Source organism: Hoeflea sp. EC-HK425, from assembly GCF_902498795.1.
In the GTDB taxonomy this organism is placed as follows: Bacteria; Pseudomonadota; Alphaproteobacteria; order Rhizobiales; family Rhizobiaceae; genus Hoeflea; species Hoeflea alexandrii.
Map to the genome: position 1 here is coordinate 2,137,039 of NZ_LR701572.1, position 22,346 is coordinate 2,159,384.

The following is a 22,346-nucleotide window of genomic DNA, read 5'->3' on the forward strand; positions in this document are numbered from 1 at the left end:
CCGGCTGAGCGGAGCGAGACCAAGGTCAACAATTCAGCGCCCTTATATATGGCATTAGCCGGAACTGAAACCCGGCAGCACCACTTCTCACAGGCTTGTCCAGCAACAATTCATACGACTTTTGACGCGCCAGGAAACAGCGGAACGCGTGGCCGAAGCCGACCTCGCGAGAGCCGGGACGCACAGAAGACGGTGCGCGCGGCCAGGCATGGTCAAATCGATGGACGGTCAGCGCTTGCTGCGGGAAGCCCGGGCCAAACGGTCGGCGATCAGTTTCGGAGCGTTGGATTTCAGCGCCTCGCCCCTGCCCGACAGGCTGGGATTGGTCATGAAATAGACCTGTGCGTTGAACGGCTCCTCATCCACGCCTGGCTCGATCCGGCGGGAGGTGCCATCAGGCAAGATCTCGTAACTCTGCTGATTGTCGATCATGTTGCCCAGCATGATCTGCGAAAGCACCTGTTCATGCACGGTCTTGTTGGCCAGCGGCACAAGCGTCTCAACGCGGCGGTCGAGATTGCGCGGCATCAGGTCGGCCGAGCCGATATAGACCAGCGCTTCGGCGGAGGGCAAGCCGTGGCCGTTGCCGAAACAATAGATACGGCTGTGTTCGAGAAAGCGGCCGACAATCGACTTGACGTGGATATGCTCGGATAGGCCGGGAACCTGCGGCCTGAGGCAACAGATACCGCGCACCACCAGGTCGATCTCGACGCCGGCGGCACTGGCGCCGTAGAGCGCATCGATGATTTCCGGGTCGACCAGCGAGTTCATCTTCATCCAGACCGCCGCCGGCCGGCCGGCGCGGGCATGGTTGACCTCGGCCTCGATGTTCTCGAGGATCCGGGTGCGCAGGTTGAGCGGCGACACTGCAAGCCGGCTGAGCCCTTCCGGTTCGCCGTAGCCGGTGATGAAGTTGAACACGTGCGCGGTGTCGCGCGCGATCACCGGATCGCAGGTGAAATAGGACAGGTCGGTGTAAATCTTGGCGGTGATCGGATGATAGTTGCCGGTGCCGAGATGGCAGTAGGACACCAGCTTTCCCTCTTCGCGGCGGACTATCAGCGACATCTTGGCGTGGGTCTTCAGTTCGATGAAACCGAAAACCACCTGAACACCGGCGCGTTCAAGGTCGCGGGCCCAGCGGATATTGGCTTCCTCGTCGAAGCGGGCCTTGAGCTCGACGAGCGCCGTGACAGACTTTCCGGCCTCTGCGGCATCCACCAGCGCCCGGACGATGGGGCTGTCGTTGGACGTCCGGTAGAGCGTCTGCTTGATCGCCAGCACGTCCGGGTCGCGCGCGGCCTGGAACAGGAACTGGACCACCGCGTCAAAGGATTCATAAGGATGGTGAACCACCAGATCCTTTTCCCGGATCGCGGCGAAGGTATCGCCGGCATGTTCGCGAATGCGCTCGGGAAAGCGGGCATTGTAAGGCTCGAACTTGAGATCGTCGCGCGGTGCCTTGGTGACTTCAGACAGAGTGTTGAGCGCCAGCAGGCCCGGCAGCACCGCGACGCGGTTGTCGGGCACATTGGTTTCGTGAACCACGAATTCGCGCAGGCTCTGCGGCAGTTCCGAATCGAACTCGATACGGATCACCGAACCGCGGCGGCGGCGCTTGAGCGCGCTCTCGAACAGGCGAACCAGATCCTCGGCCTCTTCCTCGACCTCGATGTCGGAATCGCGGATGATCCGGAAGGTGCCCGAACCGCGGACCTCGTAGCCCGGATAGAGCGAGCCGATGAAGAGAGAGACAACGTCCTCGAGCGTGATGTAGCGGATGGCGCCGTCAAGATCGGGCAGACGCAGGAAGCGGTCAAGCGCCACCGGCAGACGGATCAACGCCGTCATTGGCTCGTTTGCCGCCTTTGAGGCGAGTTGCAGGCAGATCGAGAATCCAAGATTGGGAATAAACGGAAACGGATGGGCCGGATCGATCGACAGCGGGGTCAGCACCGGGAAGATCGACTGCAAGAACTCGTCCTCAAGCCAGGCCAAGTCGCCTTCGACCAGCACGGAGGGACGGACGATGTAGATGTTCTCGGCCGCCAGGTTTTGCTGCAGAATGGCGAGAGACGCCTGCTGTTCGAGCTGCAGGCCGTCGATTTCCTCGAGGATCTGGTCAAGTTGCTCGTTCGGCGAAAGCCCGTCAGGAGAGCGGTTGGTAATGCCTTCGCGCACTTGGCCTTCAAGGCCGGCGACGCGCACCATGAAGAACTCGTCGAGGTTGGCCGCCGAAATCGACAGGAACCGGACCCGTTCAAGCAGCGGATGGGCGGCGTTGAGCGTCTCCTCAAGCACCCGGCGGTTGAACTGCAACCAGGAAAATTCGCGGTTGATGAAGCGCTTCGGGCTGGTCTTCAGATCTTCCGGAGAAATATCTGCCGTGATCGGATCGATCCGCAGTTCACTCCCGACTGTCCCCTCGAAATCGTCCATCATTCACTCCAACGCCCCGGTTATGAAAGTCACCGTCTATAGCACAAGAACGAAGGAACTATGACACTTCCGTGTCGTCCGTTCCGGCCTCCATTTGCGCCAAAACCTCCGCGGCCATCGCGCGGGTGATCTTCGACCCCCTGGCCAGCGCCAGTTGATCAAGACGGGCGACGATGGTGCGGGCTGCGGCAAGCGAGCGCTCCATGCGGGCCACAAGCCAATGGATGATGCGGTCATCGACGACGACCTGCCGGTCGGCGAACAGCTTGACCATGACCTGGGCCAGCAGTTCTTCATCGGGCTCGGCGATTTCGACCACCGTCGCCGCTTTCAGGCGGGAGGCGAGGTCAGGCAATGACACCGGCCAGGCCGCGGGCCAGACACGACTGGTGATCAGCAGCGCGCTGCCATTTTCGCGGACAGCATTGATCAGATGGAACAGCGCGGTTTCGTCAAACCGGGTGTGATCAATGTCCTCAATGAGCACCGGCGCGCGCGTGGCGATCTCCAGAACCATCGGATCGGGCTTGTCGATGCTGACCCGGCTTGCGCCGGCAAGGCCCGCCCAAATGCCCGCGAGATGAGATTTTCCCGACCCGGTAGGGCCAGCCAGGATGACGACCGGCGCCGGCCAGTCGGGCCAGCGGTCGACAATCGCAACCGCCGCGTTCAAACGGTCGGAGACGATCAGGTCGTCACGCCCGGAAGCGGAGCCATGGTCGAAAGCGAGCGGCAGCTGACGGGTTGCGGGTGGTTTGCCCATCAGTCACCCGTGGTGTCGTCGGCGGTTCCGGCCGTCAGCGGCGCCGGTCGCCTGGTTCCGTGGTAGAGATCGCTGTCGAGGTAACGGGAAATGGCGAAGCGCACGAGCACGCCGACAGAGGCTGCCGCGGGCACCGCGATCAACATGCCGACGAAACCGAACAGTGCGCCGAAGGCAAACAGCGCAAACATCAGCCAGACCGGATGCAGGCCCACCGATTTGCCGACCAGCCGCGGCTGCAGGATGTTGCCCTCGAAAAACTGGCCAAGCGCAAAAACCGCGATCACCGCACCGATCATGATGAAATCGGGCCAGAACTGGACAATGGCCACGACGACTGCCAGCACCAGGCCGACCATCGAGCCGACATAGGGGATAAAGCTGATCAGACCTGCGAAGAGCCCGATCAGAAGCCCGAAATTCAGCCCGACCAGCGACAGGCCGACCGCATAGATGAGACCAAGGATGATACAGACGCTGCCCTGCCCGCGGACAAAGCCTGCAATGGTCGCATCAACCTGCTTTGCTAGTTCGCGAACGGTGTCGACATGATCGCGCGGAATCCAGCCATCAACCTTCTCCACCATGTTGTCCCAGTCGAGCAGCAGGTAGAAAGCGACCACCGGGGTGACCACGAACAGCGCTGCGATGTCGAGCAGCGCCATGCCGGAGTTCCAGATCTGCTGGAAGATTGTGCCGACCAGGCCGGCACCTTCCTTCAGCAGCGCGGCAAAACTGTCCTTGATCTGATCGAGCTGACTGCTGATCCAGCCCGGCAGCAGGGTGGTTTCGGACGTCAACAGCGATTGCAACTGGGTGATGTAGCCCGGAATCTTGCCGCCGAGATCGGCCGCCTGGGTTACCAGGATCGGTATCAGCACGATCAGCGCGATGGCAAACAGCGCTATGAAGGCAATCAGGATGGCGAAGGTCGCCATCAGCCTGGAAAACCCGCGGCGTTCGAACCAGTCGGCCACCGGGTCGAGAAAATAGGCCAGCGCCATGCCGGCGATAAAGGGCAGCAGGATGGAACGAAACACCATCAGGAAGGCGACGACGACCGCAAAGGCCAGCAACCAGAAGAAGATCTGCCGGCGAAGCGCCGCACGGTCTATGTGAGTGGTCATGATCACCTCGCTTGCAGGCCGGTCGCGGCCGCCACAATCCGCCAAAGGTCAGTCCGGCTGATTCACACCGGCCATGTGCCGGAGCCATGTAACGAGATAGGCGCTGGCTGAAGCGATGGTCAAGCCCGCGACCGCATAGATCATCCATGTGACGATGCCGTCGAGCTCAGCAAGGCCGGCGAGATCGGCCAGCACCAGGATGAGCAGAACGATCTGAACCATGGTGTTGGCTTTGGATACCAGAAGCGGCCGCATTTCGACCGGATTGTCGAGAAGGCTCGAGAGCACCACCGCGCCGACAATAAGAGCGTCACGCGAGACGGCAAAGATCACCAGCCAGCTTGGAAGCTCGCCGAGCCAGCCGAGCATGATAAAAACGCTGACCAGCAGGAACTTGTCGGCTACCGGATCGAGCCAGGATCCCAGTTCGGAGCGCTGGTTGAAATGCCGGGCAATCAAACCGTCGAGACCGTCGGAAATGCCCGCAAGCATGAACAGCAGGAATGCCGCAAGCATCTCGCCATTGATCATGGCAAGGATGATCAGCGGAACCATTATGAACCGGGCAATCGTTATGAAATTGGGCAGCGTCATGGGCAGCGAACGATCCTGAACGATGGCGATATGGAGACTGGCCGGCGGTTTTTAAATGGTTCACGACCGCAATAGCACGCGGGCAAAGCTTTTTCCCGACGTTTGTTCGGTTTGCAACCAAGCTCCGGCTTGCAGAATGGCCCGCAAAATGCCATCCCCCCGGCATATGATGCTCCTTTGAAACCCAGGGAGGGGAAGCCAAGATGGCGGATCCTAAGAACGGCCTCACCTACGCCCAGGCGGGCGTTGATATCGATGCCGGCAACGAGATGGTCAACCGCATCAAGCCGCTGGTGCGTGCAACACGGCGGCCGGGTGCGGATGGCGAGATCGGCGGCTTTGGCGGCCTGTTCGACCTGAAGGCTGCAGGCTTTACCGATCCCGTGCTGGTGGCCGCCAATGATGGCGTAGGGACCAAGCTGAAGGTTGCGATCGAAGCCGGCATCCACGATACCGTCGGCATCGATCTCGTCGCCATGTGCGTCAACGACCTCGTCGTCCAGGGCGCGGAACCGCTGTTCTTTCTCGACTACTTCGCCACCGGCAAGCTCGATCCGGAACAGGGCGCGGCAATCGTCGCCGGCATCGCACAGGGCTGCCTGCAGGCCGGGTGCGCGCTGATCGGCGGCGAAACGGCGGAAATGCCCGGCATGTACCGCGATGGCGATTATGATCTCGCCGGGTTTGCGGTGGGAGCGGCCGAACGCGGTCAGCTGCTGCCCTCGGGCACACTTTCGGAAGGTGATGTGGTGCTGGGCCTTGCCTCCTCCGGGGTGCATTCCAACGGCTATTCGCTGGTACGCCGGATCGTCGAGCTCAGCGGGCTCGATTACAACGCCACTGCCCCGTTCGATGCCTCGCGCAGCCTTGGTGCGGCGCTTCTGGAACCGACCCGGATCTATGTCAAACCACTGCTTGCGGCGATCCGGCAGACCGGCGCCCTCCAGGCGCTGGCGCACATTACCGGCGGCGGATTCCCGGAAAACCTGCCGCGCGTGCTGCCCGAAGGGATTGCGGCGGAAATCGACCTCGACGCCATCAAGGCTCCGGCCGTGTTTTCATGGCTCGCCCGGACCGGCGGCGTGGCGCCGGAAGAAATGCTGCGCACCTTCAATTGCGGCATCGGCATGATCGCGGTCACGCCCGAAGCGGACGCGGACCGCGTGATTGCCGCGCTGGAAGCCGAGGGCGAGACGGTCATCCGGCTCGGACGGCTGACCCGGCGGACCGACAACGGCCCCGGCGTCATCTACAAGGGAACGCTGTCGCTGTGACCGATCAGCCGAAAGTGCCGGTCGCGGTGATGATCTCCGGCCGTGGCTCGAACATGGGCGCCCTGATCGCCGCCGCGCTGGATGCTGGGTTTCCTGCCAAGATCGTCTCGGTGATCTCGGACAAGCCCGAAGCCAAGGGGCTGGAACACGCCCGCGAGTTCGGCATCGAGGCGCTGGCGATCCCGCGCGGCGATTATGCCAGCAAGGCCGAGCATGAAGCCGCGGTCATTGCCGCACTGGATGCGTCAGGCGCGCGGATCATCGCGCTCGCGGGCTACATGCGGTTGTTGTCCGGGGATTTTGTCAAACGCTACGCTGGACGGATGATCAACATTCACCCGTCGCTGCTGCCGGCCTTTCCCGGCCTTGCCACCCATGAGCGGGCGCTGGCCGCCGGTTGCAGGGTGCACGGCTGCACTGTCCATTTCGTCACCGAAGGCATGGACGAAGGCCCGATCATCGAGCAGGAAGCGGTGCGGGTGGAACGCGGCGACACGCCCGATACACTTGCAGCCCGCGTGCTTGAGGCCGAGCACCGGATCTACCCGATGGCGCTGGCGATGCTGGCGCGCGGCGAAGTCCGCATGAGCGGAGACAACAGGGCCCAGTTCGCCGGCTGACTCCGGCTCGGCTGGTCGGTCAGTGCCCCTCAATCCGATCAGCTGCGGAGCCCGGCCCCGAAGCCGCGATCCGCTTCACGTCGTCCACGGCTCCGTTGAAGATCCTGATCAATCCGGAGCTCAATGCGGCCACGGCTCCGATCACGCCAAACTATATCGAAGCCGAGGAAGCGCGCATCGTGGAGCGCGAGAAAGCGTTTCTCGAGCGCGTGGTGGCAAGCGCCCAAAAGGCGCTTGACGCCTGACCACCGGACCGCAAGGCCCGGTGGTTGGCTGCAAAGTCAAGGCCCGGAGGTCTCAGGCAAGTTCCGGTGTGATGCTGAGCGTACCGGAGGTGGCGTGCGAATAGGGGCAGACCTTGTGGCCACCGGCGATCAGATCCTCGGCCACGTCCTTGTCGATGCCCGGAAGATCGACCTTGATCTTGACGTCGAGACCGAAGCCGGGATCTTCGCGCGGGCCGATGCCGACCGTTACCGTCACGGTGGCCTCATCAGGCACCTTCACCTTTTGCTGGCCGGCGTAAAACTTCAGCGCGCCCAGGAAACAGGCGGCGTAGCCGGTGGCAAAAAGCTGTTCCGGGTTCACACCGCCGCCAGGGCCGCCCATTTCAGTGGGAACGGCGAGATTGACATCCACTGCCCCGTCGTGGGTTTTCGAGCGTCCGTCGCGGCCGCCGGTTGCGGTGGCCGATGTGCTGTAGACAACTTTCGTAACCATGGTCAATTTCCTTTGTTTGCGATTTAATCGTACACGATATATATGATTGAATCGGGTTTGATGCAAGTCATTGCGCCGCCTGACTGCGAGAAATAGGTTTGCCGGACAGGGGAGAAACCGAATGGTCGATGTGAAACTGCCGGACGGATTCAGGCTGAGACCGGAATCCATGTTGTGTTTCGATATCTACGCGACCCACCATGCGGTCGGACAGGTCTACCAGCCGCTTCTGTCTAAGCTGGGGCTGACCTATCCGCAATACCTGGTGATGATCGTGCTGTGGGAGCAGGACAGACAGACCGTCGGACAGCTTGGCGAACGGCTGGACCTCACATCCTCCACCCTCACCCCGCTGATCAAGCGGCTGGAAAGCCAGGGGCTGGTATCGCGCAAACGCGATGCGGCCGACGAACGCAAGGTGCGTGTGCTTCTTACTCCGGCCGGCATCGCGCTGGAACAGGAGGCAAGCCACGTTCCCGGCTGCGTGGCCGAAGCCTTCGGGTTGTCAGTGGAGCAATTCGCCCAGATGCATTCGCTGCTCGGTCAGCTGCGACGGGCGCTCAAGGCGCGGGGCGACAGCGAAGCCGCCTAAGTCTGCGGCAAATCTCCAGCCCCGTCCTTCCCCGTCATCATGGCGCGGTAGGATCGTTCCTCTGCCTGTGCGGCATCCAGACCAAGCCCGTTCGCGAACTCCCCGATACGGGTTGCCCAGTAAGACAGGCTGTCGGCAGCATCGCTCATCACGGCAATCTCGACAAAGCAGCCGAGCCCTTCGAGCCGGTCAAGCGTAATGTGAAAGTCTCCGGCAAAATAGATATCGCGCTGCTTGACCAGTCTCCCGGTCCCGACGAAGCCAAGCGCCGAGAGCATCTCCAGCGTTTTTTCCGAACCATCGAGATCCATCGCCACACAGCGATCGGATCCAGGTCCCTTGCAGATCCACAGGACCCGGCCCGAGGGTTGCATCAGGCGCACCACCTGCTGTTGATCGTTCAACGCAAGCCGGCCATCGGGCTGATCGAGAAAGATGTCGGTTTCGACGTTGCCGAGAGTGAAAGGAACCGCTCCCATGGACAGGATTTTAGATCGAAACGGCTCAAGCGAATGGACGCGGTACTTGCGCTCAACCTCGTAGCGGCCGTCAAAGTGAGAGCCGGGATCGCAGAGCATGCCCTTGGCCTGCAATGCGGTGGTCGTTGATATCGCGGCAGCCATGCCCCAGACCTTTCCTGTCCGATGTTCACGCAGCGAGAGTGCAGGTCGGCCACGGAAGGCACCGGAGCCAATTCAGCCCGGAAACCCAACCGCTGCGACATCTGCGAATCTCAAGGCCGCATTCTGCACCGGACGCCCGGTTTTTCCAGAGCGCTCAGCCGCTGATGAAGCGGATCCTGGTGCCCCAGGGGTCGAGCGCTTCGAGCGTGCTTCCGGTTTCCTTGATGTCGGTGCCGTGGGCTCTCAGCCGCCGGCGCAAGCCGTCCATCAGCGCAGGCTCGATGGAAAAGGCGGCGTCTTCGAGACCCGACATGTTCTGCGGGCGCTGGCCGGCATTGCGGCTGTGCCAGATATTGGCGCCAACGTGGTGATGATAGCGGCCGTTGGAGAAGAAGGCGGCGCTTTCGTTGGGTATCAGCGCGGTCAGATCAAGGCCGGTGGCCTTGACATAGAAGTCCTGCGCCAGCCGCGTGTCGCCAACCCGCATATGGATATGTCCGATGCGAAAGCCGCTGGGCGCGCTGTAAGGCAAGTCCGAATCATCGGGCAGGCCAGCGACCAGATTGTCGAGATCGAGTTGCTGGCTCCCCATGACAACCCGGTTGTCGACCCATTGCCAGCCCTGATGCGGGCGGTCGGCATAGACCTCGATGCCGTTGCCTTCCGGATCGTTGAGATAGAGCGCTTCGGAGACGCGATGATCGGAAAAACCTGTAAACGGGATGCCGTTCATGTAGGCCATGATCAGCCAGCGCCCCAGATCCTGGCGAGACGGCATCAGGAATGCCGTATGGTAGAGGCCGGCAGTCGATGCATCGTCGACATCGTCATCCACATGGCGGATGAGGGTGACAAGCGTTCTTCCATCCTTGCCCAGCGCGGTCCGGTCCGGCTCGGCACCGAGGACATCGAGGCCGATGATCGCATTGTAGAAATAGGTCATCTTTTCCAGGTCGCGCACCCGCAGCGACACGGAGTGGATGTGGATCGGCGTGGTGACCGCAAAGGAAGGCGCCACCGGTGCAGCGCTTGCCGTTGACGCGTTGGCCAGAACCGGCGCGGCGGCAAGAAAATTCAGGGCTGCACGGCGGGTCATGTCGAATGAGGAAGGCATGGCCGGAACTCGACTTTGTTTCGTTGATCTTGTTCCAATATCGCAACGGAGCACCGGACATTAAAGCCCACGCTTCAGCGCAACTTCGTTCACAAATGCCGAACAATGAATGCGCAGCGGAACCGTCAGGCCTTATTGACCCACACCCGCGTGTCGTGGAACGCGGCGCCGCCATAGGGGGCGCAGGAATCAGCGCCGGTAAGGGTGTTGATGCCCTCGCCGTTCTCGAAAGCCGAATTCGGCCAGAGCCCTTCATGGATGACCACGCCGCGGCGCTGGCCGGAGTCGAGCCTTGCGGGCATAGTGAGGTCACCGCGGACATTGCCGAGACGCACCCTGTCGCCATCGGCAATCCCGAGACTTGCGGCATCTTCCGGGTGGATCAGCAGTTCCGGGCGCTTTTCCTTCGATTTCGACGATGACGTTTCGGCAAAGGTGGAATTGAGGAACGAGCGCGAGGGCGAGGTCGCCAGCCGGAAGGGATGATCGGCATCGGCGCTTTCGATCAGCTCGACATGATCGGGAAACTCCGGCAGCCGCTCGACCGGGCCTTGCGGACCCATTCGTTTGGGCGGCTTGTTGGCGGCCGGCGTTCCGGTCCAGTCGGGCCGGAAGCGGTACTTGCCGTCCTTATGGGCAAAGCCGTTCAGAAAATGCGCAGTCTCGAAATCCGACTGCACATCGGCCCATTTGCCGGCCCTGAAGCTGTCGAAATCACCCAGGCCCCGCTTTTGGAGCATGATGTCGATGTGCTCGCGCTCGCTCAGGCCAAAGCCATCGCGGTCGGCGACGCCCAGACGCTTGCCCAGTTCCTCGATCACATGGTGATTGGGTTTCGGACCCTCGGGCGGGTCGATCAGTTTCGGGCCCAGCATGATGTGCTGGTGGCCGCCGCCGCGGTAGATGTCGTCATGTTCGAGGAACATGGTGGCGGGCAGGATCACGTCGGCAAGCTTTGCCGTGTCGGTCATGAACTGCTCGTGGACGGCGAGGAACAGGTCCTCGCGCTTCAGACCCTCGATCACCTTGCGCTGTTCGGGCGCGACATTGGCGGGATTGGTGTTCTGCACCAGCATGGCGGTGACCGGCGGGCCGCCATTGAGCGCTTCCGTATCGCCGGTCAGCACCCGGCCGATCTTGGACTGGTCGAGCCAGCGCAAGCCGGGATCAAAATGCTTGCGGCCTTCGAGCAGCGACTTGTCGAGGCGGAAGATGTCCGAATTGGAATGAAACGCGCCGCCGCCCTCATACTGGTAGCTGCCGGTGCAGACCGCGAGCGACAGCGCCGCGTGCATGTTGACCGCACCGTTGCGCTGGCGGGTGAAGCCGTAGCCAAGCCGGAAGAAGGTTCGTTTCGTCGTGCCGACCATCCGCGCAAAGGCCTCGATCTCGGCCACCGGCACGCCGCAGATCGCTTCCGCCCATTCGGGCGTCCGGTCGTGCAAATGTGATTCAAGACCTGCCGGGTCGTCACTGAATTTGTTGAGATAATCCCGGTCAGCGAGCCCCTCGCGGAACAGCACATGCATCACCGCGCAGGCAAAGGCGCCATCCGTACCGGGCTTGAGCAGCACCTTGATGTCGGCCTGTTTCATCGTCGGGGTGTCGTAGATGTCGATGACCACGATCGTGGCACCGCGCTCCTTGCGGGCGCGGATGGCATGGGTCATGACGTTGACCTGGGTGGAGACCGCGTTCGTGCCCCAGATCACCACGCAGTCGGATTTGGCCATCTCGCGCGGATCGGAGCCGCGCATCGCCCCTGCCCCCATGGCGAAGCCGGTCCAGGCCATGTTGGTGCAGAAACTGTCGAACTGGTTGGAGTAGCGCTTGGCGTGCCTGAGCCGGTGGATACCGTCGCGCTGCACCAGACCCATGGTGCCGGCATAGTAGTTGAGCCAGACCGTTTCCGAGCCAAATTTTGCTTCCGCCTGATCGAATTTCTCGGCAATCAGGTCAAGCGCCGCATCGAAGCTCGCCTGTTTCCACTGGCCCTCGCCTTTCGCGCCTGAGCGGATCAGCGGCTTGAGCAGCCGCTCGGGGTGGTGGATGCGCTCGGCATAGCGGGCCACCTTGGCGCAGATCACGCCGGCGGTGTAGCTGTTGGCGGCATCGCCACGCACCCGGCCGATGCGGTTGTGCGCCAAGAGGTCGACCTCCAGCGCGCAGGTCGACGGACAGTCATGCGGGCAGGCCGAATGACCGATGGCGGTGACCGCTGTGGAATCGCGGGCGGCGGAATCAAGGGGGGTCGCGTCGTTCATGCTTTCTCTATAAGAGAATTCGCACCGCCGCGCCACGCCGCGCGGGCGTTGATCAGATCAAATCAGGGACGCATCACGCCAGTCGATGAATTACCGTCACAGCTATCATGCGGGCAATTTCGCCGATGTGCTCAAGCACGCGGTGCTGGCCCAGATCATCACCTATCTCAAGCGCAAGGACCAGGCGTTCCGCGTCATCGACACCCACGCGGGCATCGGGCTTTACGACCTGTCGTCGGTCGAGGCACAGAAGACCGGGGAATGGCGCGACGGGATCGGACGGGTGAGCGGCGCCGAACAGTCGTCCGAGCTCAAGGCCTTCCTGGCGCCATGGCTCGAGGCGGTCGCGACGCTCAACCCCGAGGGCGGGCTGCTGCATTACCCGGGATCGCCGAAACTCACCCGCTCGCTTCTGCGCAAGCAGGACCGGCTGACGGCGATCGAACTGCATCCGGAAGACGCCAGACAGCTCAGGCAGGTCTTTGATGGCGACTACCAGGTGCGGGTCATCGAACTCGATGGCTGGCTGTCGCTCGGCGCCCACCTGCCGCCCAAGGAAAAGCGTGGCCTGGTGCTGATCGATCCGCCGTTCGAGGAAGCCGGCGAGTATGACCGGATGATTGACGGGCTGGCGCGGGCGACGCGGCGGTTTCCGGGCGGGACCTACATGCTCTGGCACCCGATCAAGGCCGACAGCGCCCTTGGCGCCTTCGACAAGAAGCTCATTGCGCTGGCAAGGCCGCGAACATTGACCGTCCGTCTGCTCACGCGCGCCAACCAGACCGCGCCGGGGCTCAACGGGACCGGGCTGGTGATCATCAATCCGCCGTTCACGCTGGAAGCCGAACTGCGGCAGGTGCTGCCTGAACTGGCAGGCCTGCTGTCGCAAGGCCCGGGTGCCGGTTCAGAGGTGCGGCTCCTGGTCGGCGAGAGCTGAGCCTTTCAGCCTGTAGCTGCCGCGACCGGTCTTGATCAGCCTGCCGGCGCGCACCAGTGATGACAACGCCCGGTACATGGCCTCATGGGTCAGCCCGATCTGTACGGCAGCCGGCTTGATGCTGCCGGTCAGCATGCCGTCGGCCACCGCGGCGAAGACACGGGCTTTGGCATCCCGGATGGCGATGATTTCCAGCCGGCGGCGGTAATTCTGGATCTGTCCGGCGAACCGGGCGGCAATCGCCATGGCGAAGTCGGGATCCTGTTTCATCCGTTCAAGCACGGCGGTCTTGTCGATACGAAGCAACTCGCTGTCAGAGGCGGCCACGGCGTCGCAGTGATAGGCGGATGAAAACAAAGCCGCCTCGGCAAAGCTTTCATCGGCGCGAGCACGGTGGATGATCACCTCATCGCCCTGTCTGGTGTGCCTGAGCAGATGCACCTGCCCCGCGGTGAGGTGATACATGGCGGTGGTGGGGTCGTTGCGGCGAAACAGGGCCTGGCCCTTCTTCACCGATCGCGGGGACGAGGCGGAAGGTGGCAGAAGATCAAACGGGTATGGCAACATGGCCGAGAGAATATGATTGAAATCATATTTCGGCAACCGGCGGTCATCGTAGTCTCCGCGCAACACAGGAGATGACTTGATGAAACGCCTTCCCCTTCTCATTGCGGTTCTCGCCATCCTGGCCGGGGCAATTCCGCTCTACCACTGGATTGCCGCGTCAGATGCCACGACCATGGCCGGAGGAAGCCACGAGGCGCATGCGCTCCACGGCGACGCACCCCTGCCCGAGGAAGGCGGGCAGTCCACTTTTGCCGCGATTGCCGAAATCGTCGCCCTGCTTGAAGAGGATCCGGACACGGACTGGTCGACTGTCGACATCACCGCGCTGCGCGAGCACCTGGTCGACATGAACAGCCTGATGCTCAATGCCAAGGCAACCACAACGGTTGAGGGAAACACCATCCGGTTCAGGGTCGAGGGCGAAGGCGCAGTGCTGCGGGCCATCCAGGCGATGGTTCCCGCCCATGCTGCTGAGCTCGACAAGTCCGGTCCGTGGAGCACGTCGGCGGAGTTAACGCCCGAAGGCGCAATCCTTCTGGTGAAAAGCGCAACCGAAGACGATCTGGAGAAAGCCAGGGCGCTCGGCTTCTTCGGGATGATGGCGAAAGGCAGCCATCACCAGCCGCACCATCTGGCCATGGCCAGGGGGATGATGGGTCATTGACCCGCCGGCCGTCTTTGCCGGACAGAGCAGCAAACCGGACCAAATGGTTGGACTGGTTTGCGCTCTGCACTTGCTCATCGGCGGCCGTGCATCTTATATCGTGACTCGCATCCTGTTTGGAGGACCGGTCATGAGCATGAAAAGCCTGATAATCGCATTTGCCGCAACAGTCGGTTTCTTGCTTTCAAGTTTCGCCAGCCCTGCCATGGCTTTCAGCGGCGGCAACTTCCCGGCCTGCGATGCGCCTCAGGTTCTTTCCTATATCCAGAACAGGTTCGTCTGGACCGACCGCCATGTGCTCCAGCGCGGTCTTGCCATTGAAAGTATCGAACGGGTGCATCGCAATCGCAGCAGCAACGGGCACGAATACTGGTCGATTCCCCGGCTCTACTGCCACGGCACCGCCCATATGAACGATGGCCACAAACGCCAGATCTGGTGGCTGATCGAAGGTGGCCAGGGTTTTGCCGGTTTGCGAGACAATCTCGAGTTCTGCATATCCGGGCTCGATCCGCTCAAGGTTCACGGAGCCTGGTGCAGGTCGGTTCGCTGACCGGGCCATGACGGGCGCCACCCTGATCCGGATCCTGCTTGCCTTGCCGGTGCTGATGCTGGCCGTGGCCTGCACGGAAGATGGCGCACCGCCGGCGCGGGCGGAAACAACCGGCGCGAACCGGACCGCGCCTTCCGGATCGGGATTTGATTTCTACGTGCTCGCGCTGTCCTGGTCGCCAGCCTATTGCCTGGTCGAAGGTGACCGCGCCAACCGCCAGCAATGCGCCGAAGACCGCGACCTGGGCTTTGTGGTGCACGGTCTCTGGCCACAATATGAAACGGGCTACCCGGAGTTCTGCCCGAGCCGCGAACCTGACCGCGTGCCTTCAAGCCTGGGCCGGGACTATCTCGACATCGTGCCGACAATGGGTTTGATCGGCCACCAGTGGCGCAAGCACGGGTCCTGTTCGGGACTTTCCCAGGCCGACTATCTAAAAACGCTGCGTGCAGCGCGCGAGCGGGTGAGCATACCGGCGGCGTTCGCGCTCGAGACGCTTCCCGCCGAGATCGACGCACTCGAAGCCGAAGACGCCTTCATCGCCGCCAACCCCGGCATGAAGCGCGACACCATTGCCGTACGTTGCGAGCGCGGCTATCTGCGAGAGATCCGCATCTGCATGACCCCGTCACTTGACTATCGTGCATGCCCCGAGGTTGACCGGGCCGGCTGCAAAATCAAAAATCTCACCGTCCCCGAACCGGACTGACCGAAGCGGGTCGTGTCACAAGAAGAAGAGATGAAAACCATGAAAATCCTCTACTCGCCTGCATCCCCCTATTCGGCCAAGGTGCGGATGGCCGCGAAATATGCCGGCCTCAACGCCGAAGCTGTGCTGACCGACACCAATGCCGCGCCGGCCGAACTGGTCGGCAACAATCCGCTCGGCAAGATCCCGACGCTGCTCACCGACGAGGGACAGGCCGTTTTTGACAGCCGGGCCATCATGCAGTTCATCGATCGTGCCGGCGGCAAGCGGATCTACCCGCGCAATGCGGCCAAGCGGACGGATGCCGAGGTGATGGAAGCCCTGTGTGACGGGATCTGCGACTGCTTGCTGGCGATCATGTACGAGCGCCGCTTCCGGCCCGAGGAAATCGTCCACCAGGAATGGATCGACAAGCAATGGACCAAGGCCACACGGGCGCTTGACCATCTCGAGGCCAACCTGCCTCGGATCACCAAGGCGCCCAATGGCGGGCATTTTGCTGCCGCCGCGATGATCGGCTATCTGAACTTGCGGTTTTCCGGACAATGGGAGCGCGGCCGGCCGAAGCTCAAGCGCTGGCATGCCAAGTTCGCATCGAGCTTTCCCGAACTCGCAGACATGGTGCCAAAAGCGTGACACCACGGCCGGACAAGGAAACCGGGATTGCCCATGTATTCGCTGCCGCGCGCTACTCGCTGGGTGGCGTCAGGCGGCTCTGGGGCGAAACCGCATTCCGGCACGAGGTGCTCGCCATCGTGCTGATCACCGGCGTGTTCCTGTACGCCGGAGCACCGCTTTGGGGCTATGTCGGCGCCAGCCTGCTGTTTCTGCTGACGGTCTCGATCGAGGCACTGAACACGGCGGTCGAGGAAATCACCGATCATGCGTCTCCCAATTATTCCGAGATGGCCAAGCACGCCAAGGATCTTGGTTCCTTCGCGGTGTTTTGCCTGCTGCTCGCCAACGGAATCTGGGCGGCCTATGTGCTGGCAACACTCTGGCTGCCTCTTGCCCCCTGAGGCTGAGAACAGCGGCCTGCCCGCTTCCGGGGTGACCGGGCGGGATACCGCGACCTCAAAGTCGGGTCGCAATCCTCTCCCTGCCCTCTCCCTGCGCGGTGGCAATTCCATTTTCATGTCTTATCTGTGAGAAAACCCACCGAACAAACACTGGAATTCTGATGACTGACCAAACCGCGCCGCTTCGCATCGACATCGTGTCGGATGTTGTCTGTCCCTGGTGCATCGTCGGCTACCGGCAACTGGCCGCGGCGCTCGAGGCCACGGGCACGGAACACGAGATTCACTGGCACCCTTTCGAGCTCAATCCGGACATGCCCATCGAAGGACAGAACCTTGGCGAACATATCGCGGAGAAATACGGTGCCACGCGCGAGCAGTCACAGGAAAACCGCGCGCGGCTGAGCGATCTGGGAACCAGTCTGGGATTCGCGTTCAACTTCGACGACGACATGCGGATGTACAATACCTTCAATGCCCACCAGCTGATTCACTGGGCGGATACCCAGGACCGTGGGCACGCACTGAAGCAGGCGCTGTTTGCGGCCTATTTCACCGAACGCCGCGATCTGTCCGATCCCGAAGTGCTGGTTGAAATCGCCAGCAAGACGGGCCTTGATGCGGCCGAAGCCAGGGCCGTGCTGGACGACCAGCGCTATGCCCAGGACGTGCGGCAGGCGGAGAGCTTCTGGGTGCAGCAGGGAATCCGCGGCGTGCCGGCCATGGTGTTTGATCGCAAGCACCTGGTAACCGGCGCACAGGGAACCGACAATTACACCGGCATTCTGGCTCAACTGGCTCAATTGCGCGGTTGAAGCAGGCGGACCGGCTGCGAGCTCGAAATCACCTTCGGAAATCAAAAAAGCCCGGACGTTTTCGCGTCCGGGCTTTCCTGTTGGGATGTCCTGAAGATCAGAACTTCATGCCGATACCGAGACGGACCGAATGGTCGTCGAAGCCGGACGACACGTTGGTGCCGCCAAGATTGTAGTTCTTCGACTGGTAATCGGTGTAGCGGTATTCGATGCGGGTGGTAATGTTTTCAGTCAGGAACGCTTCGGCGCCCGTACCGACGGTCCAGCCGACATGGGTGTTGCTGTCAGAGCCAGCAGCATTGGTCAGCTTTGCATTGGTGGCTGCGACACCGCCGGTTGCGTAGATCATGAACGGGTTGATATCGAGACCCATCCGTGCCCGCAGCGAGCCGTTGAAGCCCTGCTTGCCGGTCAAGCCACCAGAGGTGAAGTCGGCGCCCGAATAGCCAAGATCAGCTTCCGCACCATAGACGATGTTGTCGGACTGCCAGTTGTAGCCACCATAGACGCCACCGCCGAAGCCATTGGCATTCTGGGCGGGGACAGCGCTGAACTCGCCCCATTTGTACTCACCGTAGCCGCCGAGGTAACCGCCGGACCAGAGGTAGGCCTGAGGTGCCACTTCCGCTACAGGCGGCTGAGGTGGCTGTTCGACGATAGCGTCCGCGGCCAGCACGGGGCCAGCGAGCGGCACGGAAAGGGCTGCGGCCAGCAGTGCCAGTTTACGAATACGCATGTCATTCTCCTTGTTTAATTCCGGCCCGACACGAAACAGCGGACCTTGAGCACCGGCGGCACTGGGATGCATGCCGTCGACGAGGTTGAAGATGGAGATCGAATGCGGCGGACGAGAAGCAGGAATGTGGAAACACAGCGGCGGAAAAAGGGCAGCGCTCACTGTTGCATTGCGGCAACATTTTCGGTTGACGGCGGACACCCGCGCCATTGCGCATGCGGGCGCGCCGCCTATATGGGGTGTGGGCCCATTCAAACCGCGAGCGTTGATTCCTTAATATGTTAAGCATTTTGACCCTGATCGCGGGACTGATCGTCCTCGTGTTTGCCGGTGACTATCTCGTACGCGGCGCAGTCGGCCTCGCCGAGAAGCTTTCAATCGACCCCCTGATCATCGGATTGACGATCGTGGCCTTCGGAACCTCCGCGCCAGAGCTGTTTGTCTCGCTGCAGGCGGCATTCGACGGCGTCTCGGGAATCGCCATCGGCAACGTGGTCGGATCGAACATTGCCAACGTGCTGCTCGTACTCGGCGCGCCAGCCCTGCTGATGACCATCAATTGCCGCGAAAACGGGCTGGGGACATCGCTGGCGGTGATGATCGTCATGTCTGTCGCGCTGATGGCGATGATGTGGTTCGGGCCGCTGAGCCGGCTCGATGGCGCGATCCTGCTGGCGCTGATCGCGGCCTATCTCGGCTGGCAGATCCGGGAGGCCCGGAAGAACGGCGCCAGCGTTCCCGATTATCACGACGAGGTCGCAGGCCTTCCGCAGGAAACCTGGCGCACCAATGTTTTCATCGTTGGTGGCCTGATAGGGTTGCCGATCGGAGCCTGGCTCACGGTGCACGGCGCGTCCGATATCGCGCGCATGTTCGGAGCAACGGAGACGGCCATCGGGCTGACCATCGTTGCCATCGGCACCTCGCTGCCCGAACTGGTGACCTCGGTCATGGCGGCATGGCGCAGGTCCGGCGCGGTGGCCATCGGCAACGTGGTTGGCTCGAACATCTTCAACATCGGCCTGATCCTTGGCGGCACCGCCGTCATCCTGCCGCTTGATGTCGATCCGCGCATTGTCTCGATCGACATATGGGTGATGCTGGCAGTCAGCCTCCTGGTGGTGGGGCTGGCGCACTGGAACATACCGATCAAAAAGCTCGGCGGCGCGGCTATGCTTGTCGTTTTCGCGGCCTATATCATCTCGGTATTCTGAACCTGAAAGCCTGGCTTTCAGCCACGCCAGCATGAACCGGGACACATCATGACATCTTCGAACGGCACAGTTCTTGTGACCGGCGCAGCGCGCCGCATCGGTAAGGCAATCGCGCTGGATCTCGCTACACACGGCTACGGCATCGCGGTTCACGCCAACAGCAGCGGCGAGGAAGCCGAGGCTGTCGCGAGCACGATCCGCGATGCGGGCGGTTCGGCGGAGGTGTTCCTTGCTGATCTCACCGACATGAAGGCCGTTGGCGCGCTGCACGGCCAGGTGAGCGAACGCATGGGTGTACCGGACGTCATCGTCAACAATGCCTCGGTGTTCGAGGCAGACGATGTACGCGCTTTTGATGAGGGTCTGTTCGACAGGCATTTCGCCGTCCACGTCAAGGCGCCGGCGGTGCTTGCCCATACCATGGCGGAGAACCTGCCGAGGGACGGCGAAGGGCTAATCGTCAACATCATAGACCAGCGTGTCTGGAAGCTGACGCCGCGCTTCTTTTCCTACACCCTGTCGAAATCAGCGCTGTGGACGGCAACTCAGACCATGGCGCAGGCACTGGCGCCACGCATCCGGGTCAACGCCATCGGTCCCGGACCGACGCTCGCCAACGAGCGGCAGAAAGACAGCGATTTCGCAAGACAGGAGGCCGCCGTGCCGCTTCAGCGCGGGCCGGAACTGGCGGAATTTGGCGCGACCATCCGCTACCTGCACGCAGCCCGGTCAGTCACCGGCCAGATGATCGCGCTTGATGGCGGCCAGCATCTGGCGTGGGAGACCCCGGATGTGACAGGCGTAGGGGAATAGCGCGCTTGATAACCTGCGCTGCTGACGCCAGATGTCATGATCTGACAGCCGCACTCCCTTGCCCCACAAGCGCAGGAAGTTGATAAGATCGCCTGATGACTCGCACGCCGAATCCGACCTCTCCCAAGCCATCCAAAGCCACGGCACCAGCCGATGGCGGCATGATCTATGAGGAAACCGGTGCAGACGAGGACGAACAGGATGCTGTCGATGCTTCCCTGCCCGCGGATGCGGCTTCCGTCGCCGGCATCGAGTGGAACGAAAGCCCGGTCGCCACGCCGGGCTTGAAAGGCGCGGAAGTCATCCAGGCCTTCGTCAGGCACCTGCCCAACCAGCCCGGCGTCTACCGGATGATGAACGAGGCCGGCGACGTGCTCTATGTCGGCAAGGCACGCAGCCTGAAGAAGCGGGTGACCAACTACGCGCAGGGCCGCGGCCATTCGAACCGCATCACAAGGATGATCGCGCAGACGGCCAACATGGAGTTCGTCACCACGCGCACCGAGACGGAAGCGTTGCTGCTCGAGGCGAACCTGATCAAGCGGCTGAAGCCACGCTTCAACGTGCTGATGCGCGACGACAAGTCGTTTCCCTATATCCTTGTGACGGGTGATCACGAGGCGCCGGCGATCTTCAAGCATCGCGGCGCGCGCTCGCGAAAGGGATCCTATTTCGGCCCCTTCGCCTCGGCCGGCGCGGTAGGGCGGACGATCAACGCGCTGCAGCGCGCCTTTCTTTTGAGAACCTGCACCGACAGCGTCTATGAAAGCCGCACCCGGCCGTGTCTGCTCTACCAGATCAAGCGCTGCTCCGGGCCCTGCACCGGCGAGATCGATGCCGAAGGCTATGCCCGGCTGGTGGATGAGGCCAAGGATTTCCTTTCAGGCCGCAGCCAGGCGGTGAAAGCGCAACTGGCCACGGCGATGCAGTCGGCATCGGAAGATCTCGATTTCGAACGGGCGGCCGTCTATCGCGACCGCCTGTCGGCGCTCAGCCACGTGCAGAGCCACCAGGGCATCAACCCGCAGACTGTGGAAGAAGCCGACGTCTTCGCCATCCATCACGATGCCGGCATGGCCTGCATCCAGGTGTTCTTCTTCCGCACGGGGCAGAACTGGGGCAACCGCGCCTATTTCCCCAAGGCCGACCCGTCGCTGGCGCCGGGCGAGATCCTCGGCGCCTTCATCGGCCAGTTCTACGACGACAAGCCGACGCCGCGGATGATCCTGATCTCCGACGAGTTCGAGGACCGGAGGCTGCTCGAGGAGGCACTGAGCGTGCGGATGGACCGCAAAACTTCGATCAGCGTGCCGCAGCGCGGCGAAAAGCGCGAACTGGTCGAGCAGGTGCTCAACAATGCGCGCGAAGCGCACGGCCGCAACCTGGCCGAAACGGCTTCGCAGGCGCGGCTTCTGCAGGGGCTTGCGGAGACCTTCAACCTGGCCCATCCGCCGCGTCGCATCGAGGTCTACGACAACTCGCACATCATGGGCACCAATGCGGTGGGCGGCATGATCGTTGCCGGGCCGGAAGGCTTCGTCAAAAACCAGTACCGAAAGTTCAACATCAAATCGACCGACATCACCCCCGGCGACGATTTTGGCATGATGCGCGAAGTCATGCAGCGCCGGTTCTCGCGGCTGATCAAGGAACATGGGGATGCCGGCCCGGTCCGGCCCGACGGCGCCGAAGATCCGGACGCGGTGAGCCAACCCGGCATGCCGGCCTGGCCCGACCTGGTGCTGATCGACGGCGGCAAGGGACAGATGAGCGCGGTGCGGACAATTCTTGAGGAACTCGGCATCGCCGACAAGATCACCGCCATCGGCGTCGCCAAGGGCATGGACCGGGAAGCCGGCCGCGAGCGGTTCTTTGTCGAAGGCAAGCCGGACTTCACGCTGCCGCCGCGCGACCCGGTGCTCTATTTCATCCAGCGGCTCAGGGACGAGGCCCACCGGTTCGCCATCGGCTCGCACCGGGCGCGACGGAAGAAGGACATGGTGACCAATCCGCTTGACGAGATTGCCGGTATCGGGCCGACGCGCAAGCGGGCGCTGCTGCACCATTTCGGCACCGCCAAGGCGGTCTCGCGCGCGGGAATCGACGACCTGGTCGCTGTCGAGGGGATTTCACGCGCGGTGGCCGAACTGGTCTACAATCATTTCCACGAGGAAAACCGCTGAATT

The 22,346-nt window shown here is 62.3% G+C and carries 24 protein-coding genes; 14 read left to right on the forward strand and 10 right to left on the reverse strand.

Features of this window, described 5'->3' with window-relative positions:
* Positions 1-228: 228 nt before the first annotated feature.
* The 4 genes from SPHINGO391_RS13095 to SPHINGO391_RS13110 all read right to left on the reverse strand — a co-directional run bounded on the left by SPHINGO391_RS13095 (position 229) and on the right by SPHINGO391_RS13110 (position 4,926).
* Positions 229-2,409, reverse strand: a complete 2,181-nt coding sequence (locus tag SPHINGO391_RS13095) for an RNA degradosome polyphosphate kinase (protein ID WP_343200362.1) — start codon at positions 2,407-2,409, stop codon at positions 229-231.
* Positions 2,410-2,500: 91 nt separating this feature from the next.
* The gene (hdaA, locus tag SPHINGO391_RS13100; protein WP_152009238.1) at positions 2,501-3,205 is read right to left on the reverse strand and encodes a DnaA regulatory inactivator HdaA; all 705 of its coding nucleotides are present in this window, start codon (positions 3,203-3,205) and stop codon (positions 2,501-2,503) included.
* Entirely contained in the window at positions 3,205-4,332 is a 1,128-nt protein-coding gene (locus SPHINGO391_RS13105; protein WP_152009239.1) for an AI-2E family transporter, read from the reverse strand. The genes hdaA and SPHINGO391_RS13105 overlap by 1 nt, the downstream gene beginning before the upstream one ends.
* Before the next feature lie 48 nt (positions 4,333-4,380).
* Positions 4,381-4,926: a CDP-alcohol phosphatidyltransferase family protein gene (locus SPHINGO391_RS13110; RefSeq protein WP_152009240.1), complete on the reverse strand. Its 546-nt coding sequence runs from the start codon at positions 4,924-4,926 to the stop codon at positions 4,381-4,383.
* Positions 4,927-5,129: 203 nt separating this feature from the next.
* Here SPHINGO391_RS13110 and purM point away from each other — a divergent pair, with 203 nt between their 5' ends.
* The 3 genes from purM (at position 5,130) to SPHINGO391_RS13125 (ending at position 7,065) form a co-directional block, all read left to right on the forward strand.
* Positions 5,130-6,200, forward strand: a complete 1,071-nt coding sequence (purM, locus tag SPHINGO391_RS13115) for a phosphoribosylformylglycinamidine cyclo-ligase (protein WP_152009241.1) — start codon at positions 5,130-5,132, stop codon at positions 6,198-6,200.
* A 29-nt stretch (positions 6,201-6,229) separates the two neighbouring features.
* Positions 6,230-6,820 (forward strand): phosphoribosylglycinamide formyltransferase, encoded by a 591-nt coding sequence (gene purN, locus SPHINGO391_RS13120; RefSeq protein ID WP_280177937.1) that lies wholly within the window; start codon positions 6,230-6,232, stop codon positions 6,818-6,820.
* A 95-nt stretch (positions 6,821-6,915) separates the two neighbouring features.
* The gene (locus SPHINGO391_RS13125; RefSeq protein WP_193217282.1) at positions 6,916-7,065 is read left to right on the forward strand and encodes a hypothetical protein; all 150 of its coding nucleotides are present in this window, start codon (positions 6,916-6,918) and stop codon (positions 7,063-7,065) included.
* A gap of 52 nt (positions 7,066-7,117) precedes the next feature.
* On the opposite strand, the gene SPHINGO391_RS13130 is transcribed toward SPHINGO391_RS13125, so the two are convergent.
* On the reverse strand, positions 7,118-7,540 hold the full coding sequence (locus SPHINGO391_RS13130; protein WP_152009243.1) for an organic hydroperoxide resistance protein: 423 nt from the start codon (positions 7,538-7,540) through the stop codon (positions 7,118-7,120).
* Between the two features lie 121 nt (positions 7,541-7,661).
* Here SPHINGO391_RS13130 and SPHINGO391_RS13135 point away from each other — a divergent pair, with 121 nt between their 5' ends.
* Entirely contained in the window at positions 7,662-8,132 is a 471-nt protein-coding gene (locus SPHINGO391_RS13135) for a MarR family transcriptional regulator (protein ID WP_152009244.1), read from the forward strand.
* Here the strand turns inward: SPHINGO391_RS13135 and SPHINGO391_RS13140 are convergent.
* From SPHINGO391_RS13140 to SPHINGO391_RS13150, 3 genes are all read right to left on the reverse strand, one after another.
* Positions 8,129-8,755, reverse strand: coding sequence for a class IV adenylate cyclase (locus SPHINGO391_RS13140; RefSeq protein WP_152009245.1), 627 nt, complete (start codon positions 8,753-8,755; stop codon positions 8,129-8,131). The two genes, SPHINGO391_RS13135 and SPHINGO391_RS13140, sit on opposite strands and share 4 nt — an antisense overlap.
* 154 nt (positions 8,756-8,909) lie before the next feature.
* Positions 8,910-9,869, reverse strand: a complete 960-nt coding sequence (locus SPHINGO391_RS13145; RefSeq protein WP_152009246.1) for a VOC family protein — start codon at positions 9,867-9,869, stop codon at positions 8,910-8,912.
* A 125-nt stretch (positions 9,870-9,994) separates the two neighbouring features.
* Positions 9,995-12,133, reverse strand: a complete 2,139-nt coding sequence (locus tag SPHINGO391_RS13150; protein WP_152009247.1) for a molybdopterin oxidoreductase family protein — start codon at positions 12,131-12,133, stop codon at positions 9,995-9,997.
* 85 nt (positions 12,134-12,218) lie between these two features.
* On the opposite strand from SPHINGO391_RS13150, the gene rlmJ reads away from it, so the two are divergent.
* Positions 12,219-13,070, forward strand: a complete 852-nt coding sequence (gene rlmJ / locus SPHINGO391_RS13155; RefSeq protein ID WP_152009248.1) for a 23S rRNA (adenine(2030)-N(6))-methyltransferase RlmJ — start codon at positions 12,219-12,221, stop codon at positions 13,068-13,070.
* Here rlmJ and SPHINGO391_RS13160 read toward each other — a convergent pair.
* On the reverse strand, positions 13,038-13,739 hold the full coding sequence (locus SPHINGO391_RS13160) for a Crp/Fnr family transcriptional regulator (RefSeq protein ID WP_193217283.1): 702 nt from the start codon (positions 13,737-13,739) through the stop codon (positions 13,038-13,040). The genes rlmJ and SPHINGO391_RS13160 overlap by 33 nt on opposite strands.
* Between SPHINGO391_RS13160 and SPHINGO391_RS13165 the strand changes: the two genes are divergently transcribed.
* The 6 genes from SPHINGO391_RS13165 to SPHINGO391_RS13190 all read left to right on the forward strand — a co-directional run bounded on the left by SPHINGO391_RS13165 (position 13,717) and on the right by SPHINGO391_RS13190 (position 17,397).
* Complete coding sequence (locus SPHINGO391_RS13165; RefSeq protein ID WP_152009250.1) at positions 13,717-14,301, forward strand: hypothetical protein; 585 nt, start codon at positions 13,717-13,719, stop codon at positions 14,299-14,301. The two genes, SPHINGO391_RS13160 and SPHINGO391_RS13165, sit on opposite strands and share 23 nt — an antisense overlap.
* Before the next feature lie 130 nt (positions 14,302-14,431).
* The gene (locus SPHINGO391_RS13170) at positions 14,432-14,854 is read left to right on the forward strand and encodes a hypothetical protein (protein ID WP_152009251.1); all 423 of its coding nucleotides are present in this window, start codon (positions 14,432-14,434) and stop codon (positions 14,852-14,854) included.
* A gap of 7 nt (positions 14,855-14,861) precedes the next feature.
* A complete protein-coding gene (locus tag SPHINGO391_RS13175; protein WP_152009252.1) occupies positions 14,862-15,563 on the forward strand; it encodes a ribonuclease in 702 nt (233 codons plus the stop codon).
* Positions 15,564-15,602: 39 nt separating this feature from the next.
* Positions 15,603-16,199, forward strand: a complete 597-nt coding sequence (locus SPHINGO391_RS13180) for a glutathione S-transferase (RefSeq protein WP_152011554.1) — start codon at positions 15,603-15,605, stop codon at positions 16,197-16,199.
* Positions 16,196-16,582, forward strand: a complete 387-nt coding sequence (locus tag SPHINGO391_RS13185) for a diacylglycerol kinase (protein WP_152009253.1) — start codon at positions 16,196-16,198, stop codon at positions 16,580-16,582. The genes SPHINGO391_RS13180 and SPHINGO391_RS13185 overlap by 4 nt, the downstream gene beginning before the upstream one ends.
* 161 nt (positions 16,583-16,743) lie before the next feature.
* Positions 16,744-17,397 (forward strand): DsbA family oxidoreductase, encoded by a 654-nt coding sequence (locus tag SPHINGO391_RS13190; RefSeq protein WP_152009254.1) that lies wholly within the window; start codon positions 16,744-16,746, stop codon positions 17,395-17,397.
* A gap of 97 nt (positions 17,398-17,494) precedes the next feature.
* Here SPHINGO391_RS13190 and SPHINGO391_RS13195 read toward each other — a convergent pair whose 3' ends face one another.
* Positions 17,495-18,133, reverse strand: coding sequence for an outer membrane protein (locus tag SPHINGO391_RS13195; RefSeq protein WP_152009255.1), 639 nt, complete (start codon positions 18,131-18,133; stop codon positions 17,495-17,497).
* Positions 18,134-18,411: 278 nt separating this feature from the next.
* Here SPHINGO391_RS13195 and SPHINGO391_RS13200 point away from each other — a divergent pair, with 278 nt between their 5' ends.
* The 3 genes from SPHINGO391_RS13200 to uvrC all read left to right on the forward strand — a co-directional run bounded on the left by SPHINGO391_RS13200 (position 18,412) and on the right by uvrC (position 22,343).
* Positions 18,412-19,347: a calcium/sodium antiporter gene (locus SPHINGO391_RS13200; protein WP_152009256.1), complete on the forward strand. Its 936-nt coding sequence runs from the start codon at positions 18,412-18,414 to the stop codon at positions 19,345-19,347.
* Positions 19,348-19,395: 48 nt separating this feature from the next.
* The gene (locus SPHINGO391_RS13205) at positions 19,396-20,160 is read left to right on the forward strand and encodes an SDR family oxidoreductase (protein ID WP_152009257.1); all 765 of its coding nucleotides are present in this window, start codon (positions 19,396-19,398) and stop codon (positions 20,158-20,160) included.
* Positions 20,161-20,255: 95 nt separating this feature from the next.
* Complete coding sequence (gene uvrC, locus SPHINGO391_RS13210; RefSeq protein ID WP_152009258.1) at positions 20,256-22,343, forward strand: excinuclease ABC subunit UvrC; 2,088 nt, start codon at positions 20,256-20,258, stop codon at positions 22,341-22,343.
* Positions 22,344-22,346 lie beyond the last annotated feature (3 nt).

What these genes read in the sequence shown, in the direction of transcription:
- hdaA (WP_152009238.1), bottom strand. Translation starts at nt 3,205, where the DNA reads ATGGGCAAACCACCCGCAACCCGTCAGCTGCCGCTCGCTTTCGACCAT.
- SPHINGO391_RS13105 (WP_152009239.1), bottom strand. Translation starts at nt 4,332, where the DNA reads ATGACCACTCACATAGACCGTGCGGCGCTTCGCCGGCAGATCTTCTTC.
- rlmJ (WP_152009248.1), top strand. Translation starts at nt 12,219, where the DNA reads ATGAATTACCGTCACAGCTATCATGCGGGCAATTTCGCCGATGTGCTC.
- SPHINGO391_RS13140 (WP_152009245.1), bottom strand. Translation starts at nt 8,755, where the DNA reads ATGGCTGCCGCGATATCAACGACCACCGCATTGCAGGCCAAGGGCATG.
- uvrC (WP_152009258.1), top strand. Translation starts at nt 20,256, where the DNA reads ATGACTCGCACGCCGAATCCGACCTCTCCCAAGCCATCCAAAGCCACG.
- SPHINGO391_RS13205 (WP_152009257.1), top strand. Translation starts at nt 19,396, where the DNA reads ATGACATCTTCGAACGGCACAGTTCTTGTGACCGGCGCAGCGCGCCGC.
- purN (WP_280177937.1), top strand. Translation starts at nt 6,230, where the DNA reads ATGATCTCCGGCCGTGGCTCGAACATGGGCGCCCTGATCGCCGCCGCG.
- SPHINGO391_RS13175 (WP_152009252.1), top strand. Translation starts at nt 14,862, where the DNA reads ATGACGGGCGCCACCCTGATCCGGATCCTGCTTGCCTTGCCGGTGCTG.
- SPHINGO391_RS13180 (WP_152011554.1), top strand. Translation starts at nt 15,603, where the DNA reads ATGAAAATCCTCTACTCGCCTGCATCCCCCTATTCGGCCAAGGTGCGG.
- SPHINGO391_RS13200 (WP_152009256.1), top strand. Translation starts at nt 18,412, where the DNA reads ATGTTAAGCATTTTGACCCTGATCGCGGGACTGATCGTCCTCGTGTTT.
- SPHINGO391_RS13130 (WP_152009243.1), bottom strand. Translation starts at nt 7,540, where the DNA reads ATGGTTACGAAAGTTGTCTACAGCACATCGGCCACCGCAACCGGCGGC.
- SPHINGO391_RS13135 (WP_152009244.1), top strand. Translation starts at nt 7,662, where the DNA reads ATGGTCGATGTGAAACTGCCGGACGGATTCAGGCTGAGACCGGAATCC.
- SPHINGO391_RS13150 (WP_152009247.1), bottom strand. Translation starts at nt 12,133, where the DNA reads ATGAACGACGCGACCCCCCTTGATTCCGCCGCCCGCGATTCCACAGCG.
- SPHINGO391_RS13190 (WP_152009254.1), top strand. Translation starts at nt 16,744, where the DNA reads ATGACTGACCAAACCGCGCCGCTTCGCATCGACATCGTGTCGGATGTT.
- SPHINGO391_RS13170 (WP_152009251.1), top strand. Translation starts at nt 14,432, where the DNA reads ATGAGCATGAAAAGCCTGATAATCGCATTTGCCGCAACAGTCGGTTTC.
- SPHINGO391_RS13145 (WP_152009246.1), bottom strand. Translation starts at nt 9,869, where the DNA reads ATGCCTTCCTCATTCGACATGACCCGCCGTGCAGCCCTGAATTTTCTT.
- SPHINGO391_RS13165 (WP_152009250.1), top strand. Translation starts at nt 13,717, where the DNA reads ATGAAACGCCTTCCCCTTCTCATTGCGGTTCTCGCCATCCTGGCCGGG.
- purM (WP_152009241.1), top strand. Translation starts at nt 5,130, where the DNA reads ATGGCGGATCCTAAGAACGGCCTCACCTACGCCCAGGCGGGCGTTGAT.
- SPHINGO391_RS13110 (WP_152009240.1), bottom strand. Translation starts at nt 4,926, where the DNA reads ATGACGCTGCCCAATTTCATAACGATTGCCCGGTTCATAATGGTTCCG.
- SPHINGO391_RS13160 (WP_193217283.1), bottom strand. Translation starts at nt 13,739, where the DNA reads ATGAGAAGGGGAAGGCGTTTCATCAAGTCATCTCCTGTGTTGCGCGGA.
- SPHINGO391_RS13195 (WP_152009255.1), bottom strand. Translation starts at nt 18,133, where the DNA reads ATGCGTATTCGTAAACTGGCACTGCTGGCCGCAGCCCTTTCCGTGCCG.